Source organism: Kutzneria sp. NPDC051319 (assembly GCF_040682195.1).
In the GTDB taxonomy this organism is placed as follows: Bacteria; Actinomycetota; Actinomycetes; order Mycobacteriales; family Pseudonocardiaceae; genus Kutzneria.
In genome coordinates this window covers 1-14,672 of the sequence record NZ_JBFBAM010000084.1, presented here as the reverse complement: position 1 = coordinate 14,672, position 14,672 = coordinate 1, and the positions used below count along the sequence as shown (strand labels likewise).

At 71.1% G+C, this 14,672-nt stretch carries 17 protein-coding genes and 2 pseudogenes; 12 read left to right on the top strand and 7 right to left on the bottom strand.

The window, feature by feature from the left end; translation table 11 throughout:
* Positions 1 to 52: 52 nt before the first annotated feature.
* Complete coding sequence (locus AB0M73_RS43250; protein ID WP_363904610.1) at positions 53 to 715, top strand: DNA alkylation repair protein; 663 nt, start codon at positions 53 to 55, stop codon at positions 713 to 715.
* A gap of 75 nt (positions 716 to 790) precedes the next feature.
* Here AB0M73_RS43250 and AB0M73_RS43245 read toward each other — a convergent pair.
* Positions 791 to 961, bottom strand: a pseudogene (locus AB0M73_RS43245) (helix-turn-helix domain-containing protein); the annotation flags it as partial.
* On the opposite strand from AB0M73_RS43245, the gene AB0M73_RS43240 reads away from it, so the two are divergent.
* The 4 genes from AB0M73_RS43240 to AB0M73_RS43225 all read left to right on the top strand — a co-directional run bounded on the left by AB0M73_RS43240 (position 926) and on the right by AB0M73_RS43225 (position 3,227).
* Entirely contained in the window at positions 926 to 1,780 is an 855-nt protein-coding gene (locus AB0M73_RS43240) for an FAD-dependent monooxygenase (protein WP_363904607.1), read from the top strand. The pseudogene AB0M73_RS43245 and the gene AB0M73_RS43240 overlap by 36 nt on opposite strands.
* Before the next feature lie 77 nt (positions 1,781 to 1,857).
* Complete coding sequence (locus tag AB0M73_RS43235; RefSeq protein ID WP_363904604.1) at positions 1,858 to 2,253, top strand: SRPBCC domain-containing protein; 396 nt, start codon at positions 1,858 to 1,860, stop codon at positions 2,251 to 2,253.
* A complete protein-coding gene (locus tag AB0M73_RS43230) occupies positions 2,243 to 2,560 on the top strand; it encodes a metalloregulator ArsR/SmtB family transcription factor (RefSeq protein ID WP_043723887.1) in 318 nt (105 codons plus the stop codon). The genes AB0M73_RS43235 and AB0M73_RS43230 overlap by 11 nt, the downstream gene beginning before the upstream one ends.
* On the top strand, positions 2,553 to 3,227 hold the full coding sequence (locus AB0M73_RS43225) for a CPCC family cysteine-rich protein (RefSeq protein WP_363904599.1): 675 nt from the start codon (positions 2,553 to 2,555) through the stop codon (positions 3,225 to 3,227). The genes AB0M73_RS43230 and AB0M73_RS43225 overlap by 8 nt, the downstream gene beginning before the upstream one ends.
* Here AB0M73_RS43225 and AB0M73_RS43220 read toward each other — a convergent pair.
* The 3 genes from AB0M73_RS43220 to AB0M73_RS43210 are packed head-to-tail and all read right to left on the bottom strand — an operon-like array spanning position 3,224 to position 4,489.
* Positions 3,224 to 3,499: an ADP-ribosylglycohydrolase family protein gene (locus tag AB0M73_RS43220; RefSeq protein WP_363904597.1), complete on the bottom strand. Its 276-nt coding sequence runs from the start codon at positions 3,497 to 3,499 to the stop codon at positions 3,224 to 3,226. The two genes, AB0M73_RS43225 and AB0M73_RS43220, sit on opposite strands and share 4 nt — an antisense overlap.
* A gap of 47 nt (positions 3,500 to 3,546) precedes the next feature.
* Positions 3,547 to 4,098: a TetR family transcriptional regulator gene (locus tag AB0M73_RS43215; RefSeq protein WP_363904595.1), complete on the bottom strand. Its 552-nt coding sequence runs from the start codon at positions 4,096 to 4,098 to the stop codon at positions 3,547 to 3,549.
* A 25-nt stretch (positions 4,099 to 4,123) separates the two neighbouring features.
* Entirely contained in the window at positions 4,124 to 4,489 is a 366-nt protein-coding gene (locus AB0M73_RS43210; RefSeq protein WP_043723896.1) for a DUF2203 domain-containing protein, read from the bottom strand.
* Positions 4,490 to 4,523: 34 nt separating this feature from the next.
* Between AB0M73_RS43210 and AB0M73_RS43205 the strand changes: the two genes are divergently transcribed.
* The 6 genes from AB0M73_RS43205 to AB0M73_RS43180 all read left to right on the top strand — a co-directional run bounded on the left by AB0M73_RS43205 (position 4,524) and on the right by AB0M73_RS43180 (position 10,807).
* The gene (locus AB0M73_RS43205; protein ID WP_363904593.1) at positions 4,524 to 5,189 is read left to right on the top strand and encodes a DUF4129 domain-containing protein; all 666 of its coding nucleotides are present in this window, start codon (positions 4,524 to 4,526) and stop codon (positions 5,187 to 5,189) included.
* Entirely contained in the window at positions 5,186 to 5,647 is a 462-nt protein-coding gene (locus AB0M73_RS43200; RefSeq protein WP_363904590.1) for a hypothetical protein, read from the top strand. The genes AB0M73_RS43205 and AB0M73_RS43200 overlap by 4 nt, the downstream gene beginning before the upstream one ends.
* A 5-nt stretch (positions 5,648 to 5,652) precedes the next feature.
* On the top strand, positions 5,653 to 6,591 hold the full coding sequence (locus tag AB0M73_RS43195) for a MoxR family ATPase (RefSeq protein ID WP_363904587.1): 939 nt from the start codon (positions 5,653 to 5,655) through the stop codon (positions 6,589 to 6,591).
* A complete protein-coding gene (locus AB0M73_RS43190) occupies positions 6,588 to 7,925 on the top strand; it encodes a DUF58 domain-containing protein (protein ID WP_363904584.1) in 1,338 nt (445 codons plus the stop codon). The genes AB0M73_RS43195 and AB0M73_RS43190 overlap by 4 nt, the downstream gene beginning before the upstream one ends.
* The gene (locus AB0M73_RS43185; RefSeq protein ID WP_363904582.1) at positions 7,922 to 8,416 is read left to right on the top strand and encodes a hypothetical protein; all 495 of its coding nucleotides are present in this window, start codon (positions 7,922 to 7,924) and stop codon (positions 8,414 to 8,416) included. The genes AB0M73_RS43190 and AB0M73_RS43185 overlap by 4 nt, the downstream gene beginning before the upstream one ends.
* Before the next feature lie 81 nt (positions 8,417 to 8,497).
* The gene (locus AB0M73_RS43180) at positions 8,498 to 10,807 is read left to right on the top strand and encodes a polysaccharide lyase 8 family protein (RefSeq protein WP_363904579.1); all 2,310 of its coding nucleotides are present in this window, start codon (positions 8,498 to 8,500) and stop codon (positions 10,805 to 10,807) included.
* Between the two features lie 90 nt (positions 10,808 to 10,897).
* Here the strand turns inward: AB0M73_RS43180 and AB0M73_RS43175 are convergent, their stop codons facing one another.
* Positions 10,898 to 11,590 carry an SDR family oxidoreductase gene (locus AB0M73_RS43175; protein WP_363904576.1) on the bottom strand — a complete coding sequence of 231 codons (693 nt, stop codon included), beginning with the start codon at positions 11,588 to 11,590 and terminating at the stop codon, positions 10,898 to 10,900.
* A gap of 54 nt (positions 11,591 to 11,644) precedes the next feature.
* Positions 11,645 to 12,394, bottom strand: coding sequence for a tRNA(His) guanylyltransferase Thg1 family protein (locus AB0M73_RS43170; protein ID WP_363904573.1), 750 nt, complete (start codon positions 12,392 to 12,394; stop codon positions 11,645 to 11,647).
* A gap of 137 nt (positions 12,395 to 12,531) precedes the next feature.
* On the opposite strand from AB0M73_RS43170, the gene AB0M73_RS43165 reads away from it, so the two are divergent.
* Entirely contained in the window at positions 12,532 to 13,455 is a 924-nt protein-coding gene (locus AB0M73_RS43165; RefSeq protein WP_363904570.1) for a LysR family transcriptional regulator, read from the top strand.
* A gap of 9 nt (positions 13,456 to 13,464) precedes the next feature.
* Here the strand turns inward: AB0M73_RS43165 and AB0M73_RS43160 are convergent.
* A pseudogene (locus tag AB0M73_RS43160) lies at positions 13,465 to 13,779 on the bottom strand (oxidoreductase); the annotation flags it as partial.
* Positions 13,780 to 14,672 lie beyond the last annotated feature (893 nt).

The following is a 14,672-nucleotide window of genomic DNA, read 5'->3' as shown; positions in this document are numbered from 1 at the left end:
TCTGGCGCGAAATGAGCCACTCACGTGCGGCAGCGGTCGTAGGCTCACCGGTATGACCGAGACCGTGGCCGGGTTGCTGGCCGAGCTTGCCGCGATGGAGGAACCCAAGGTCCGCGCGGTCAACGAGAAGCACGGCGACGACCACGGGGTGAACCTCGGCCGGCTGCGGGCGGTGGCCAAGCGGCTCAAGACCCAACAGGAACTCTCGGTCGAGCTCTGGGCCACCGGCGACACCGCGGCCCGGCTGCTGGCGCTGTTGATCTGTCGCCCCAAGGCTTTCGGTCGCGACGACCTCGACGCGATGCTGCGCGAAGCGCGCTGGCCCAAGGTCATCGACTGGCACGTCGGCTACGTGGTGAAGAAGAGCCCGCACGCCGAGTCGTTGCGCCAGGCCTGGTTCGAGGATCCCGATCCCGTCGTCGCCGGCGCCGGCTGGGCCCTGACCGCCGAACGTGTGGTGCGGCAGCCCGAGGGGCTCGACCTGGCCGGCCTGCTCGACATCATCGAGGCCGGCATGAAGGACGCCCCCGAGCGCCTCCAGTGGGCGATGAACACCTGCCTGGCCCAGATCGGTATTGAGCACCCTGAGCACCGGGCCCGCGCCGTCGACATCGGCGAGCGCCTGGAGGTGCTCAAGGACTATCCGACGCCGCCGAACTGCACCTCGCCGTTCGCCCCGGTCTGGATCACGGAGATGGTGCGCCGCCGGGGCTAGCCCAGCCGCTCTCCAGCAGGTCGAAGACGGCGTCGAGCGCCGAGTCCTCGTCGGGGTAGCGGCGGGCCAGCTGCACGCCACGAGGGCGGCCTCGACGTCGCCGTCCACGTCGAAGACCAGGGCCTCCTTGCTGGGGAAGTACTTGAACAGCGTGGTCACGGAGACGTCGGCGGCGTCGGCGACGTGCTTGACGCCCACGTTGTCGTAGCCGTGGGCGACGAACAGGGCCATCGCGGCGTCGGCCATCGCCTTGCGGGTCTCAAGCCCGGCACTGTCCACTGGGGACGGCCGATCGCCGGCGTGACGACGGACAACGGCCAAACGCAGGTGCTTTTTGCCGACGGCACAACGGAAATGTTCGACCTCGTGATCGGAGCCGACGGGGCCTGGTCGCGGGTCCGCCCGGCCGTGTCGGCTGCCCTACCCGACTACACGGGAACGTCGATGCTGGAGACGTACTTCGACGACATCGACAACCGGCATCCCGTGCTGGCCGAGCTCATCGGCGCGGGCAGCATGGTCGACACCGAACGCCCCGTGATGCTGGGGGCGCAGCGCAACAGCGACGGGCACGTCCGCGCGTACGCGATGTTCGAGGACCTTCCCCTCGACTGGCACGTCGCCGCCGGCGTCGACCTCGACGACACCGAGGCCGTGCGGGCCTACGTGCTCGGTCGGTTGGAGGGCTGGCACGAGAGCCTGCTCGACCTCATCCGCGAGAGCGACGGCGGCTTCGTCAATCGTCCGATCCACGCCTTCGCCGACGGTCACTCCTGGGCGCACGTGCCCGGCGTCACCCTGCTCGGCGACGCCGCCCATCTCCTGCCGCCGCACGGCATCGGGGCTAATCTCGCCCTGATCGACGGCTCCGACCTGGCCGCCGCCGTCGCCGCCCACGACGACCTGGACCAGGCCGTTCGGGCCTACGAGGCCGTCATGCTGGCCCGCGGCGGGGCGGCCGCCCGGGCCGATGCCGAGCTGTCCGTCCTCATGGACAACGACGACGTCAACACCACCGACATGCGCAAGCTGTACAACGACCGCATGCTCAACCCGGCCGTCTGACCCTCAAGTGAAACCCATGGGTTGCACTTTTGCTCACCGAGGTGCAACCTGGGGGTAGCACACGAGGAGGAGAGAACGTGGACGACATCGAGCGCGAGATCGTCATCAACGCACCGGCCGAGCGGGTGTGGGGGCTGGTCAGCCAGGCCGGCTGGTGGATCGGCGACGGCGACCGGAGCCGGCAGACGCGCAGCCGCGAGAGCGACGACGTTGACGTGGTGGTCGACCCCCGGTACGGGACCTTCAGGATCCGCACGGAAAAGGCCGAGCCGCACAGCTACGTGTCGTACCGTTGGCTGGACGACGGAGACGAACGGGCGACGACGCTCGTGGAGTTCTGGCTGAGCGAGGCCGACGGGGCGACCACGCTGAAGGTCGTCGAGAGCGGCTTGCGCGCCGCCGAGCACCGGGAAGGCAACATCAAGGGATGGCGCATGCAGCTGGACGTGGCGAAGGCCGAATGTGAGCGTTGACGCCGTGCTCGTCGCACTGGCCGACCCGACCCGCCGTCAGCTCCTCGACGTGCTGGCCGAGCTCGGGCAGGCCAGCGCGACCACCCTCGGCGCACGGCTGCCGGTGTCCCGGCAGGCCGTGATGAAGCACCTGCTCGTCCTGGAGCAGGCCGGCCTGGTCAGCTCCCGCCGCGACGGCCGCCAGGTCCTCTACCAGGTCGAATCGGCCCCGCTGGAGGGCGCCTCCCGCTACCTGGCCGGCCTGGCCTCGGTCTGGGACCGCCGCCTGGCCGTGATCAAGCGGGCCGCCGAGAGCACCGGTGGCTGACGACGACGGCCGGCGGCCCTGCCCGTGCTGCGGCCATCTCGTCTTCCATGTCGAGGACGGCTGGCCCCGGTCCTACGCCATCTGCGACATCTGCTTCTGGGAGGACGACGGGGTCCAGTTCCGCTGGCCCTTCCGGCCGGGCGGCGCCAATCGGCCCTCGCTGTACGAAGCGCAGCGGAACTACCTCGCCTACGGCGCCTGCGACCAGCGCGGCCGCAAGTACGTCCGGCCGCCGACCGAGGACGAGCCCCTGGACCAGGCATGGCGGCCGATCGACCTCGACGTGGACTTCTTCGAGAAGTTCTCCGACTCGAAGCGGCCCTGGCCCGACGATCCGGCCCGCCTGTGCTGGTGGCTGCCCGAGTTCTGGGGGCAGCCCGAGGATCCGCCGCCACCGCCGCGTCTGGCCATCGACCTCGCCGACGTCCAGGACGAGCGCCAACTGCACACCGTGCTGAAGCGGGACCTCAACTTCCCCGACTTCTACGGTATGAACTGGCCGGCCCTGTGGGACGCGATCACCGGCCTGGTCGAGCTGCCGGCCGAGCTGGCCTTCGCCGGCTGGACGGCCTTCGAGCGGCGCTGCCCGGAGGCCGCCGCCATGCTGCGGAGCCAGTTCGACCGCTACGCCGAGACCCACAACGGCTTCACGGCTCGATATCACTAGGTTCGCACGACGCCAACCACGTCGACAACGGCGATCGCCCCGGCCACGGCCTGGGAGTGCGCGTGGGTGACCGACGCCTGGCGCCGAGCCTGCTCGACGACGGCGCCATGAGCGTGTAGATGCGTCACGAGGACCCGGGTCATCGCGGTGTCGTCGGTCCACGGCCAGGTTCCGCCGGCCACCCGTCGTGCGGCCAGCGCATCGTCCACTTCGGACGAAGGGAGCAGGATCCACTGTTCGCCGAAGGCGAGGCCGCGAAGCGAGTCGTGCACGGTCAGCCGCCGATGCTCACAACCCCGCAGCGGCAACGCAATCGGGTTTACGGCGTGACGAGTCGCCGCACGGCCTCGGCGATGGTGGCGCGAACGCAGTCTCGGTCCTGCGCGGCGACGTCGTCGACGAACCACAGCATGGCGGTGTGCTGGACCAGGGCGACGAGGTCCTCGGCGCGGAAGCGGTCGGAGACCGTGCCGGCGGTCTGGGCGGCGCGGACGGCGTCGACCTTGTGCTGCGTGGATTCGAGGGCCAGCGGGGTGGCCAGCGCGGCCTCGCCCCGTTCGAGGCGGTACCAGTTGATCAGCCGCATGACCTCGGGATTGGCCACGTTGGCGTCGTAGAGCCGCACGGCGTAGCCGGGCAAGTCCTCGGCGTCGATGGGCGCCTCGCTGATGGTGTGCCGCACGATCTGCTCGTAGACGGCGTCGAACAGCTCGTCCTTGCCCTTGAAGTAGGTGTACGCGAGCCCGGCGCTGCACCCGGCGCGCTTGGCGACCTGGTCCATCCGCGCGCCGCTGATGCCGTGCGCGGCGAACTCGGTCAGGGCGGCGTCGAGCAGCGCCTGCCGCTTGGCCTCGGGGTCGCGGGTCCGCATGCGCCCAGGATAATTGAGTGAACGTTCAGTTGCCAAGCCGGCGGCGGCCGGCGAAGCCCAGGTCGTCGCGGTGGTACCAGGCCAGCTCGCGGTCGCCCTCCAGCCAGCACAGCAGCACCGGCACGCCGTCGAGGTCGGCCGGGAAGTCGACCAGCAGCGGCGCGAAGCCCTTGAGCACGGCCCCGGTGTCCTGCACCACGGTCATCAGCTCGTCCAGCCGCGCCTGCGCCGCCTTCCACTCGGGCATCCCGCCCAGCGCCGTCGGCCGCCCGCCGGGCTGCAGCGAGGACGCCAGCTCGGCGGCGTCGGCCCGCAGCGCGACGAGCTCGTCCAGAACGGGCATAAGGCGCGCCAGCTCGTCACGAGCCTGCACGATCGTGAACAATCCCATGCCGCCAGCCTGTCAGATGGTGCATTCTGCGAGCATGTCGCGTGTCACGCCCCGGATCCTGGCGTTGGCGGCCCTGCTGCTGCTCGCAGTGGTCGCCGCGCGCGGAGCCGTGTCGTTCACGCTGCGGCCGCTGGAGCTGGGCCACATCACCGAACCGACCCACGTCCCGCCGCCGACCAAAGCGGAACAGTCCGACCAGAGCGCGAGTCCGCTGACCTACCTGGTCCTCGTGCTCGGCGTGGTCGGCCTGTTGCTGGGCGTGGCCGCGGTGATCTCGCTGATCACGTTGGTGCGCCGCCGTCGGCGGGTGCGCGCGATGGTCACCCCGCACGGCCGTGAGCTCGAAGACGACGGCGGCGCCGGCCAGCTCGGCCTGCTCGTCCAGGCCGGCCGGCGGGCGGTCGTCCAGCTGCGACGACGCGAGGGCGGCCCGCCGTCGGACCGGGTGGTGGCGGCGTGGTTGAGCCTGGAGCAGGCGGCCACCGAGACCGGCACCGAACGCCAGCCGCACGAGACGCCGACCGAGTTCGTCGGCGCGGTGCTGGCCGGGCATGCCGTGAGTCCCGATGCGCTGGACGATCTCCGCCGCCTCTACGGCCGCGCGCGGTTCGGCCGCGCGGGAGGGGTGACCGACGCGGACGCCGAGGCGGCGGGCGACGCGCTGGTTCGGATCGTCGCCGACCTGGAGGCGGCCCGTTGATCTGGCTTGTCACCGGCCTGACCGCACTGGTCGCGCTGGTCGTGCAGTACGTGTTGATCGGCGTGCCGCTGCTGCCGTGGGCGGTGCTGATCACGCTGGCCGTCGCCGGCCTGGCCTACCTCGGCGCGCGCCTGCTGCCGCCGGTGGACCCGAGCTGGCAGCCGCTGCCGGCCGGCGGATCCGCCCCGATCGCCACGCACGCCAGCTCGCTCGGGGCCCGCCTGGCCGACGCCGAGAGCGACCCGATCCGGTTCGCCAACCGCGTCCGCCCCCGGCTGCAATCCCTTGCCCTCGGCCGAATCCGCCGCCAACCCGGCTGCGAGGACATCGGTCTCGACGACCCACGGGCCCGTGAGCTGCTCGGCGACGACCTGCACCGGCTGCTCACCCATCCCGCCGCGACCCTGCCGAACCCGGCACGGTTCGCGGAACTGCTCAAGCGCCTGGAGGAACTGTGACTGCCGTGGCCACCGCGAGCGAGTCGGTGCTCGACGCCGTCGGAGAAGTCGTCGTCGGCGCGCGGCGCACCCTGCGGCTGGCGTTGGCGGCGGTGCTGGCCGGCGGTCACGTGCTGCTGGAGGACGTGCCCGGGCTGGGCAAGACGTTGCTGGCCCGCAGCCTGGCCCAGGCGCTGGGCCTGGAGTTCCGCCGCCTCCAGTGCACGCCGGACATGCTGCCGGCCGACGTCACCGGGTCCTTCCTCTACGATCCGTCCACAAGGGACTTCACCTTCCGGCAGGGCCCGGTGTTCGCGGGGCTGCTGCTGGCCGACGAGATCAACCGCACGCCGCCCAAGACGCAGTCGGCGCTGCTGGAGGCCATGCAGGAGAAGCAGGTCACGGTCGAGGGCCGCACTTTCCTTCTGCCCCGGCCGTTCCACGTGCTGGCGACCGCGAATCCCGTGGAGTACGAGGGCACCTACCCGCTGCCGGAGGCCCAGCTCGACCGGTTCCTGCTGCGGCTGGACGTGGGCTACCCGCCGGCCGACGAGGAGATCGAGGTGCTGCGCCGACGGCTGGCCCGGCAGCGCGAGGAGACCGAGGTCGCGCCGGTGGTGGACGCCGCCGGGCTGGCGGAACTCCAGGCCGAGGTGGAAAAGGTCGCGGTGGACGAGGACATCCTGCGCTACTGCGTGGATCTCGCCGCGGCCACCCGCGCGCACCCGGCGGTCGAGGTCGGCGCGTCGCCACGTGGTTCCCTGGCCCTGACGCTCGTGGCCCGTGCGTTGTCCGTTGTGGACGGGCGTGACCACGTGCTTCCCGAGGACGTCAAGGAGTGCGCGGTGGCGGCGCTGGCCCATCGGCTCGTGCTGCGCCCGGAGACGTGGACCTCGGGCCTGACCGGCATGCAGGTGGTGACGGAGCTGCTGGGCAAGGTCCCGGGCCCGGCGAGCAGCCGATGAGCCGCGGTGAGCGTGGTGGATACCGTGCGGAGCGGATCCGCGCGGCACTGGCCGGCGGCCGCAACGAGACCTGGCACGGCACCGAGACCCTGCGCCGCGCGCTGCTGCTCGGCGTGGGACTGGTCGTCGTCGGCGTGATCATGCACCTGGTCGAGCTGGTGCTGATCGGGGCCCCGCTGCTGATCTCCGGCGTGCTGGCCATGATGGCGCCGCCGGCGGGCGAGCCCAAGGTCAAGGTGACGCCGCCGCCCCGCACGGCCGAGAGCGCGGACACGCCGTCGGTCGTCGTCGAGATCGAGCCGGGCGAGAACGCCGAACTGCTGGCCATTCGGTTGCCCAGCCAGGGAGTCGGCGGCCCCGGGCGGGTGCACCTGCTGCCGGCGACCGTGCTGAGGATATCGGCCCCGCTGCGCCGCAAGGCGTGGGGCGAGGGTGTGGACGTGCGGGTCGACCACCTGCTGGCCGGCCCGGAAGGGATGGTCGTGCACGGCCCCATGGTCGGCAGCGACATGAGCCGAACCGTGTTGCCGCCCTTGGACAAGCTGCCCGTCGGTCCGCTGCCGCCGCGACCGGCCGGCCTGGTCGGCGCGCACCGTTCCCGCCGCCCCGGTGACGGCGTCGAGCTGCGCGACATCCGGCCGTTCCAGCCGGGGGACCGGCTGCGCGGCATCGACTGGCGGATCTCCTTGCGCAGCAACAACAACGAGTTGTACGTGCGCGAGCGGCATGCCACCGCCGACGCGGACATCGTGCTCGCGCTAGACACCCGGTCCGATGTCGTGCCGGAGCTGGCCGACTGGTCGGTCTCGCTGATGGGCGCGACGGTCCGCCCCGGCGGCAGCATGGACACCTCCGTGCGGGCCGCCGTCTCGCTCGCGGCCAGCTACCTGCGGCTGGGCGACCGGGTCGGCCTCGTCGACCTGGGCCGGCCGCAGCTGGGCCTGAAGCCGGGGGTCGGCCGGCGGCAACTTCTCCGGCTGCGCAACCAGGTCGTGGTGTGTGCGGCGGCGGCCGGCTGGTCGGCGTCGCCCGTGCTGAACGAGCACCAGGTGCCGCACGGCGCGGTGGTTGTGGTGCTGTCGCCGTTCCTGGACGACGCCATCGTGCAGGTCGCTGTGCACGCCGCTCGACGCGGCAACCGCGTGCTGGCGGTGGATGTGTTGCCGCAGCAGCTGATCGCCGACAAGACCGACCGCTGGGGCGAGGCCGTGCGGCGGATGCTGCTGCTGGAGCACAGCGCCCGGCTCACCGCCTTGCGGGATCGCGGCGTGGCCGTCATGTCGTGGTCGGACGGCGCCTCGATCGCCGACCTGCTCCGGCGGGTGCGCCGATGACCATGGAACTCAAGCCGGGGCTGTCGGCGTGGTGGCTGCGGGCGGCGATCGCCGTGGTCGGTTTGGCCGTGCTGGGCGTGCTCGAACTGCATGGGCTCGGTTTCCCGCTGATGATCGTGTTCCTCGTGGTCATCGCGGTCACGGTGGCGATGCCGAGTTCGCCGGGTATGACCGTGCTCATCGGCGGCGCCGCGGTGGCCACCGCGTTCACGGATGGGAACAACCTCGGCGTTTTGGCACTATTGCTGATTCCCTTGCTTCATCTGGGCCACGTGCTGGCCGGAATCGCCGGCGTGCTGCCGATCGGCGCGCGGCTGCACCTGTCCGCTTTTCGCCGCCCATTGCGCCGCTACCTGCTGATACAGGTCGCTGTGCTGGCGCTGGCCGCCGTGGCATTGGTATTGCCGGCGGGCCGGATCGACCCCATTGTCGAGGTGGCGGGCCTGCTCGCGGCCGCCGGGATCGCGCTGGTGGCGTTGCCGCGCCGTTGACAGGTGCTGCCGGTCACACTAATTTCACCGCCATATTTCGAGAATGTGAAGCGTGTTCACATACGTGAAATGGAGGCGGGGATGTCGATCAACCGCAGGAACCTGCTCCGATACGGCGTTGTCGCGGGCGTCTCCACCGCGGCGGTCGGCACGCTGACCGGAGCGATCGGTTCCGGCGTCGCCACCGCCGACACCACGCCCGTCAGCGATGCGGAAAAGATCATCGCCGCCTACCGGGAGCTCCAGGTCGGACGCAACATCGCGTCGGCGGAGAGAACCGGGGCGGTCAAGGCGCTCGACGAAGTGGCCGTGCAGTACGACTCGACGATGACCGTCACGGGCGACCAGCTGTGGACCGACCTGCCGGTCGGCCCGGGCAGCAACTACTTCCCGACGATGTACTACCGGTTGCGCACCATCGCGGTGGACTTCGCGACGCCCGGCTCCGCGCTGTCGACCAAGCCCGGTCAGGCCGAGCGCATCGCCACCGCGCTGGAAACCTTGTACCGCACTGAGTACAACGAGAACACCGGCGAGATCGGCAACTGGTACTCGTACGAGATCGGCGTGCCGTACTGGGTGATCCAGACCCTGGTCTGCGTGCGTGAGCACCTCGCGCCCGAGGCGTTGCAGCGCTACCTGAAGCCCGTGCTGCGCTTCAACATCGACCCCAACTTCCGCACCAACACGGCCGGTCTGGTCGAGACCGGCGCCAACCGTGCCGACAAGTCGCTGATCAGCATCGTGGCCGGCGCGCTGTCCGGCGACCAGCAGCGCATCGTCAGCGCGCTCGCGGCGGTCACAGACCAGGTCGGCGGCGGTGTGTCCAGCCTCGTGGCCCGGGTGACCACCGGCGACGGCTACCACACCGACGGCTCATTCATCCAGCACGGCGTGGTGCCCTACCCCGGCCACTACGGCCTGGTGCTGCTGACGGCGGCGGCCGGCATCATCCACGTCACCGAGGGCACCGCGACCCAGCTGTCCGCGGACGTGAAGCAGAAGTTCTACGACACCGTGGCCGACGTGTACGCGCCCTTCGTCGCCTCCGGCGCGATGATGGAGCCCGTCCGCGGCCGCATGCTGTCCCGGCAGGGCGAGACCGGCTACGATGCCGGCCACCAGCTCACCGCCGCCGCCGTGCTGCTGGCCCGGCACGCCACCGGCGCCACCCGCAAGCAGCTGGTCTCCCTGGCCACCAAGTGGATCAAGGAAGGCCAGTGGGCGCCGTACTTCAAGGTGGAGAACCTGGTCCGGTTCTCCGGCGGCCTGCAGATGGTCGGCGTGCCCGAGGTCGAGTTCGCCAAGGAACTGTCCACAAGGGACGCCGCGCACACCGTGTCCACGCACCGCGTCTTCCCGCAGCAGGACCGGATGGTGCACATCACGCCCACCTGGTCGGCCTCGCTCGGCGTCGGCTCCACCCGGATCACCCGGTACGAGGCCATCAACGGGCAGAACATGCACGGCTGGTACACCGGCGACGGTGTGCTGTACACGTTCCTGCCCGGTGATCAGGGCAACTACAGCGACGCGTACTGGCCGACCGTGGACGCCACGCTGCTGCCCGGCACCACCGAGAAGGACGGCGCCACGCCCCCGCTGCTGGCCACCACGCCGGTCACCACCACCCCGTGGGTCGGCGGCTCGCGCTGGGACGACCGGCACGGCGCGTTCGGGCTCGACTTCATCTCCCAGGACGGCACCCTGTCGGCCAAGAAGTCGTGGTTCTTCACCCCCGACGGCGTGGTCTGCCTCGGCGCCGGCATCACCGACGCCAGCGGCGCGCACGTGCGCACCACCATCGAGAACCGCAGCCTCGGCGAGAACGGCACCCGCAAGCTGCGGACCGACCGCCACTGGCTGCACCTCGACGGTGTGGCCGGCTACGTGCTCCTGGACGACGCAACCGCTGTGGCGTCAAGGGAAGACCGCACCGGCACTTGGTTCGGCGTGGACACCGGGGCCAACACCCACGGCACCACCGTGCCGTACACGCGGCGGTTCCAGAAGATCCTCATCGACCACGGGGCCAACCCCAAGGGCGCGACCTACGCCTACGTCGTGCTGCCCGGCGCGACGCCGTGGGAGACCGCCGGCGCCCGCGGCCGCTACTGCGTGCTGGCCAACACCGCTGCCGTGCAAGCGGTTCAGCTCGACTCCGACGTCGTCGGCGCCAACTTCTGGGCCGCCGGCGCCGTCGGGCGGGTCTCGATCTCCGCCCCAGCCTCGGTGTTGTGGTCCCGGGGCTGGGGCGGCTGGAACTTCGCACTGTCCGACCCCACCCAGCTGCAGACCTCGATCACCGTCAAGGTCGCCGGCGTCGGCACCCACACCGTCGACGTCACCGGCTCCCTCGGCGCCACCCACACCTTCAAGATCGGCTGGTAGTTGCTTTGCCGTTCGGAAGGGACCATTCCTCCACTCGGAGTGTAGGAATGGTCCCTTCACGTCACCTGTCCCATCATTGGCCGCCCGTTGTCACCAAGCCACGGGGCCGTTCTCGTCGAAGAAGCCGCCGTTGGGGCCGTCGTCGTCGATGGTGGCCATGGTGACGGCGATCTCCGCGCCCTGGGCCGGGGTGCGGGTGCCGCGGAAACCGTTCAGATCGGTGGCGCAGAAGCCGGGGCAGACGGCGTTGACCTTGATGCCCTCCTTGCCCAGCTCCCGGGCGTACTGGACGGTGACGGCGTTCAGCGCCGACTTGGATGTGGGGTAGCCCAACAGGAACGGCAGCTGGTTGTCGGGCGAGCCCATGAACGCCAGCGAGCCCACGGTGCTGGACATGTTGACGATACGGGGCCTGGTCGACTGCCGCAGCAGCGGGGCGAAGGCCTCGGTCATGCGGATCACGCCGAAGACGTTGGTGTCGTACACCTTCTGCACGCTCGCCAGGTCGTTGCCGCGCCCGCCCGTGATGCCCGCGTTGTTCACCAGCACGTCCAGGCGGCCGTACTCCGCCTGCACCAGCTTGGCCGCCGCCGCCACACTGGCGTCGTCCGTGACGTCCAGGATGACCGCGCGGACCCCGAGCTCCGCGGCCGCCGGCTCGACCAGCTCCGGGTTGCGGCCGGCCAGCAGCACGGTCATGCCCCGGGCGGCCAGCTGCGCCACGATCTCGCGGCCGATGCCCTTGTTGGCCCCGGTGACCAGGGCGATGGTGTTGTCGGTCATGACACGAGTCCACCAGCTCCCGACCCCCGTGGCCAGGACCCGTTCGATACCCGGCTATACCCTGACGGTATCGCTGAGCAGCGCCCGGTACTCGTCCTTCATCGGCAGCTCCCGCTCGATCCTGACCCGACGACGAACCGCCGTGACGGCCCTGTCCCGCACGGGATCGTGCCCCGGGCGCTCGAATTCCTCGGTCCACAGGCCGATTCCCCGCCGCTGCCACGCCGGGGTCTCGTTGAAGTTGACGCCGTACCCGTACAGCAGCTCGTTCTTCGCCGCCGTCGACGCCCCGCTCATCGCCGCATCCGCCTCGCGCCGGGACTTCCCCTGGTGGCGCAGGGTCCAGTAGCACCAGCCGTTCAGCGCGCACCGGGTCGCGTCCCCCTGCCGCCAGGAGAAGTAGTCCAGCACCTCTTCCCCGGTGTTGCCCAGCCAGATCCGGCTGTCGAACACCGCCGGCCGGCCCGCCTCGTGCGTGAACACCGCCGACGCGAACCCGGCCGTGATCGACACGATCTTCTCCACGCCCCGCCCGAACAGGTTCGTGTCCGGCGGCAGCAGCACCGAGATCTCGTCGCTTTCCGTGTAGACGTACCGCGCCCCGAACTCGCCGAGCATCGCCTCCGCCGTGGCCACCATGATGCGCGAGAACCGCTCGTCGAACGGCTTCTCGAACCGCTCCTCCGTCAGCCGGGAGAATCCCCGCCCGTCCACCCGGACGACGGCGTGCGCCCCCGGCGGCACCGTCAGCCCGTGGAACCACTCCCGTTGCCGCTGCCGCGCCTCGAACTCCTGCCCCCGCATGCCCGGCACGGTACCTGGCGGCCGTGCTGAGGAGCCCCCGATTTCCATCCAAGAGGGCACGGTGGACGGGGACGCCGGGTTTGGCGCGGGCCGTGGGGAGGGCCTCATGTGACAAGCGGCGGCGATACCCTTGCGGTATGGATCGGGTGGAGACGCGGGAGCTGGCGTATTTCGTGGCGGTGGCGGAGGAGCTGCACTTCGGGCGGGCGGCGGGGCGGCTGGGGATGGCGCAGCCGCCGCTGTCGAGGGCGATCCGGCAGCTGGAGCAGCGGCTGGGGGTGGAGCTGCTGATCCGCAACAGCCGGGGGGTGCGGCTGACGGAGGCGGGGGAGGTGCTGCTGCACGAGGGGCGCAAGGCGCTGGACGCGGTGGAGGCGGCGGTGCGGCGGGCGCAGCGGGCGGGAGAGCCCGAGCGGAAGCTGGTGGTGGTGATGAAGCCCAACGGCGACGCGGGCCTGCTGGGCGGGATTCTCCAGGCGTACCAAGGGGAACCGGAGGCGTTGCCGGTGGAGGTGGAGATCTGCCGCATCGGGGAGCAGGCGGGCCTGCTGCGCGAGGGCCGGGCGGATGTGGCGCTGCTGCACGACCCCTACGACGACCTGAGCGGGTTCGACACGGAGGAGCTGCTGACCCAGCGGTCGGTGGCGGTCCTGCCCAGGACACATGGGCTGGCGCGGCGGCGGAGTCTGCACATGGCGGACCTGGCGGGCGAGACCATGCCCCGCTGGCCGGGGTTGCCGGGGGACGGCCCGGAAGTCCGTGACACGGCCCAGATGATGCAGCTGATCGCGCTCGGCCGGATGGTGGCGGTGATGCCGGAGGCGGTGCGGCGCAACCTCCGCGAGGAGCTGGTGGCCATCCCCGTCCTGGACGGCCAGATCACGACCGTGGTGCTGGCCTGGCCCGAACGCTCACGGTCGCGGGCGGTGGCCGCGTTCGTCCGAGCCGCGGTGGGGCTGGTTCAGGCCGAGGAGGGCACGACCGTAGCCTTCCCGGCTGCTGTCGGGCACGAAAACCTGGTGCCGGCAAGCGACTTCGAGGTCGCGCCACACCTGCTGTAGCGGACTGGCCGAGGCGAACGCGCCGGCGCCGGTGACATCCAGCAGCAGGGCGACGGCTTGGCGGATGTTCTCCGACACGATGCCGGCGTCCATGCGGATCCGTGCGGAGACGGTGGCGCCGGGGCCAACGCCGACGCGCATCGCCTCCGTGAGATCGCGGACGGAACGATCCACATGCAGCCGGGCCCCGTCGATCAGGCCGGACGCTCGGGCCACGGCGATCTGCACGGCCGGCGAATCGACCGCCCGCGTGTAGCTGGTGCCGATGATCGACCCCCGCCGCCGCACGATGTCGATCGCGTACGCCAGGGCGGCATCGGCCATGCCCAGCACCGGACCGACGCCGATCATCGGCAGCAGCGCCCAGATCGGCACCGTCGCCCACGGCACGTCCGGACGGTCGGCGGCGTAGCCCGCCTCTATTGCGCGGGACAACGACAACAGCCGCCGATCCGGCACGAAGATGTCCTCGGCCACCACGGTGTCGCTGGCCGTGCCCTGCATCCCGCTGACCGACCACGTGTGCACGATCCGCGTCTCGCTCGTCGGCACCAGAGCCTGCACCGGCCCGTCCGACACCGGAACGCCCAGCAGCGCCCACTGTGCGTGCCGCACCCCGGACGCCGGGCGCCACTGCCCCGAGACCCGCCAGCCGCCGGGCACACGCTCGGCGGTGGACGTCGGGGCCATCACGCTGGCCACCGTGGCCAGCGGATTCTCGCCCCACACCTCGTCACGCACCTCGTCGTCCAGCAACGCCGCCAACGCGCAGCTGGCCGAGAGGATCATCGCCACCCACGCGCTCGATCCGCAGCCCCGGCCCAGCGTGGCGAACACCTCGACCGCGGTGGCCAGATCGGCCTCGCCGCCCGGTGTGAACAGGCTGAACAGGCCCGCTTCCGCCATTTCCGCCGCACAGACGACGTCTCCGGACCGTTCCGTTTCGGCCGCTCGCTCCGCCAGCAGCGGCGCCAGCTTCCGGGCACTCGCCACGAGATCGTTGACCATGACCCCAGTGTGCACAAAAACGGCACAACGTGTGACGGAAAGTAACCGACTCTGTGGACTCGGCCGCGAAAAAACGAGTGGCGCCCACCGTGGCAGAGGTGGGCGCCACACGTGGGGGGGAGGGGGCAGGTGGTGAGGGTGGCCCACAGGGCCGCGGGCGGGCCGCCGGCCGGGTGGGGCAGGCCGTTGTTGGGGGGCGCCGGGGGGTT